This window comes from Candidatus Streptomyces philanthi, from assembly GCF_059553635.1.
In genome coordinates this window covers 1-3,558 of the sequence record NZ_JCANQV010000437.1, presented here as the reverse complement: position 1 = coordinate 3,558, position 3,558 = coordinate 1, and the positions used below count along the sequence as shown (strand labels likewise).

Here is a 3,558-nt window from a genome sequence, read left to right as displayed (position 1 = left end):
GGACGGTGGCGGTCATCGGCTTCGCCGTCGGCCGGCCCGACGCCGTCGAACACCCCCGCGACTTCAGCACCGCCTACACGGACGCCCCCGGGGTGATGCTCTTCCTGGGTCTGTATCTGGCCATTTTCGGATCGAGTCTGGCACGGCTCGGTGTGCTCTTCCCGCGCTACGCCGCCCGCCTCGGCGGTTCCTGGCTCGCCCGGGGGCTGCGGACGATGGCGGCGGGCTGCTGGCTGGCGCTGCTCTACTGCGCCGCCAAGCTGACCGGCTTCGTCCTCTCCTGGACGGGGCACCCGGCGCCGTGGCTCTCCAACGGCGTGGCCCCGCTGAGCGCCTCGGTCGCCGCCCTCCTCGTCCTCTCCGGCTTCACCCTGCCGGCCGCCGGGCCCCGGGTGGCGGCCTGGCGGCGGCTGCGGCGCCTGTCGCCGCTGTGGCGGGAGGTCACCGCGCAGGCCCCCGAGGTCACCATGGAGCACACGGCCTGGTTCGGGCGCTGGCCCCTCGCCGACCTGGAGTGGCGCGCCAACCGGCAGATGGCCGAGATCCGCGACGTGCAACGCGGCATCCGCGGCCATGTCGAGTCCGACGCCCTGGACATCGCCCGTGAGCGGGGCCGCGCGGTCTCCCTGGACGACCGTCAACTCGCCGCCGTCGCCGAGGCCGTGGCGCTCCGCCGCGGCCTGGAGAACCGCGCGGTGGGCCACGCCCCGGCCCATGCCGCCGACAGCGTCGTGGTCGCCACCGGCGGTGACGAACTCACCGCCGAGTACGCCCATCTGGCCCTGCTCGCCGATGTCTACCGCTCACCGCTGACCGAGACGGTGCTCGCCGAACTGCGCCAGCGCGGCGCGGTGGCCCGCACCTGACCGGCGGCCCCTCCACGTGGTGGCCCGGGACGGGGGTCCGGGCCACCCGCACCGCCCCCGGCGGCACCGGCCCCCGGTGCCGCCGCCGCTCCCGGCGAACCCCCGGCCCCACCAGGGGACTTCCCTCCCCGACCCGCCACTGTCGCCCCACCGGCCACGCCCTACAGTCGGGGACCATGCAGAACACCGCCGGGCCCGGCCCCGACACCGCCGTCGACACGACGCTCCTTCTCGACGACCCGTACACCGCCTACGCCGCGCTGCGGGAGAGCGGCCCCGTGCACCGGATCACCGGGCCCGACGGGCGGCCCGCCTGGCTGGTGACCCGGTACGAGGACGTCCGGGCCGCGCTCGCCGATCCGCGGCTCTCGCTCGACAAGCGCCACGCCGCGCCCGGCGGCTACCGGGGCTTCGCCCTGCCGCCCGCGCTGGACGCCAATCTGATGAACATGGACCCGCCGGACCACACCCGTATCCGCCGTCTGGTCGTCAAGGCGTTCACCACCCGGCGCGTCGAGGCACTGCGCGCCCCCGTACGCCGGACCGCCGACGCGCTGCTGGACGCCGTCGAGCCCGCCGGCCGCGCCGACCTCATCGCCGACTACGCCGGGCCGTTCCCGATCACCGTGATCTGCGATCTGCTCGGGGTGCCGCAGCAGGACCGGCGCGACTTCCGGGCCTGGACCGACGCGCTGCTCACCCCCGACCCCGCCCGTCCGGAGGGGACGCGGGAGGCGATCGGCGAGATGCTGGCGTTCTTCACCGGCCTGATCGCCGCCAAGCGCGCCCGGCCCGGCGAGGACCTGCTCTCCGACCTCATCGCGGTACGCGACGACGACGCGGCGGGCGACGGGAAGGGGCTGTCGGAGGACGAACTGACGTCGCTCGCCTTCCTGGTCCTCTTCGCCGGCTACGAGAACACCGTGCACCTCATCGGCAACGCCGTCCTCGCCCTGCTCGACCATCCCGAGCGGATGGCCCAGTTGCGCGGCGATCCGGCCGAAATCCCCGACGCCGTCGAGGAGTTCCTGCGATTCGACGCACCCAACCCGCTCGCGATCCGCCGCTTCCCCAAGGAGGACCTGGAGATCGGCGGTGTACGGATCCCGGCGGGCGAGAGCGTGCTGCTGTCCACCGCCTCCGCGAACCGGGACCCGGCCCGCTTCCCCGCCCCCGACACGCTGGACTGGGGCCGCGACCTCACCGGCCACCTCGCGCTGGGGCACGGCATCCACCACTGCCTGGGCGCGCCGCTGGCCCGGATGGAGACCGCGACCGCCCTCGCCGCGCTCCTGGAGCGCTTCCCCGGGCTGCGTCTGGCCGTTCCGCGCGACACGCTGCGGCACCGGAGGACGCTGCGCGCACGTGGCTTGATCTCGCTCCCCGTCAGCTGGTGATTCCGAGAACGAACACGTTTCTGAGGCAAAAGCGTTCTGCGATGCGGTAGAAAGGTCTTGGGACCCGCCCGGTGTGCATCCCCCGTCGCACCGGGCGGGTCGTCCTGTCCCGCGACACGCCGGACGTCCCCCTCCCGCGCCGTCCTCCTTGGGCCGTATGGCGCAGCAGCCCCTGCGGGCCTCCCGGGCCGTTCCTAGCGTGACGGCCATGGCACTTGACGCGCATCTCCTCAGGAAGACCGGTGCGCTGGTGGTGATCGCCGCCGGCGTGTCGCTCAGCTCCATATCCACCCCCGCCCACGCCGCCGGACCGGCCGCCCCGGACCGGTCCGCGGTCCGCGCCGCGTCCCCGGACGACGCGCCCGACCTGTCCGCCCTCTCCTGGGCCGTGACCGACGCCGACACCGGCGACGTCCTGGCCGCCAAGGACATCCACCGCAGGCTCGCCCCGGCCAGCACCCTCAAGACCCTCTTCGCCGACACCGTCCTGCCGAAGTTCAGCTCCGGAGCCGTCCACCAGGTCAGCGCGGCGGACCTCGACGGCATCGGCGCGGGCAGCAGCCTCGTCGGCGTCGAGGAGGGCGCCGACTACACCGTCGCCGACCTGTGGCGCGGTGTCTTCCTCCGCTCCGGCAACGACGCGGTCCACGTGCTGGCCGCGATGAACGGCGGCTGGCAGACCACCGCCGACGAGATGCAGGAGACCGCGGACCGGCTCGGCGCCCAGGACACCATCGTCGTCTCCCCGGACGGCTACGACGCCCCCGGGCAGGTGTCCTCCGCCTACGACCTGACCCTCTTCGGCCGCGCTGGGCTCACCAACGCCGACTTCGCGCGCTACTGCTCCACCGCGCGCGCCGACTTCCCGACCCCCGACGGCGGCATCGAAGAGATCGAGAACACCAACCGGCTGCTGTCCGGCTCCCACGGCGTCACGCCCTACCCGGGCGTCATCGGCGTCAAGAACGGCTACACCACCCAGGCCGGCAACACCCTGATAGCCGCGGCCGAACGGGACGGGCACACCCTGCTGGCCACCGTCCTCAACCCGCAGTCGGGCGAGAACAACGCGGTCTACAAGGAGGCCGCCTCGCTCCTGGACTGGGGCTTCGCGCACGTGGGCACCGCCGAACCGGTCGACTCGATCCCCACCGTCCGCCTCCCCGAGACCGTGCCGGAACCCGAACCCGTCCGGCTCGATGACGGGGACGACGAGGACCGGTACGACTTCACCGACGGCAGCGTCGACCTCAAGAACGAAGGACCCGACCGGAGAACCGCAGTGCAGGCCGCCG

General features: G+C 73.7%; 3 protein-coding genes. All 3 read left to right on the top strand.

Translation table 11 applies throughout. The features are described 5' to 3' along the window. The coding region (locus AC51EU_RS28575; RefSeq protein WP_496269983.1) for an MAB_1171c family putative transporter at nucleotides 1–866 on the top strand (866 nt) is incomplete at its 5' end. Nucleotides 867–1,042: 176 nt separating this feature from the next. Then, on the top strand, nucleotides 1,043–2,263 hold the full coding sequence (locus tag AC51EU_RS28570) for a cytochrome P450 family protein (protein ID WP_496269982.1): 1,221 nt from the start codon (nucleotides 1,043–1,045) through the stop codon (nucleotides 2,261–2,263). A 208-nt stretch (nucleotides 2,264–2,471) separates the two neighbouring features. Further along, nucleotides 2,472–3,558: D-alanyl-D-alanine carboxypeptidase family protein (locus AC51EU_RS28565; protein WP_496269981.1), on the top strand; the 1,087-nt coding region annotated here is incomplete at its 3' end.

Excerpts from the sequence above, each read along its gene's own strand:
- AC51EU_RS28570 (WP_496269982.1), top strand. The coding sequence starts at position 1,043 with ATGCAGAACACCGCCGGGCCCGGCCCCGACACCGCCGTCGACACGACG.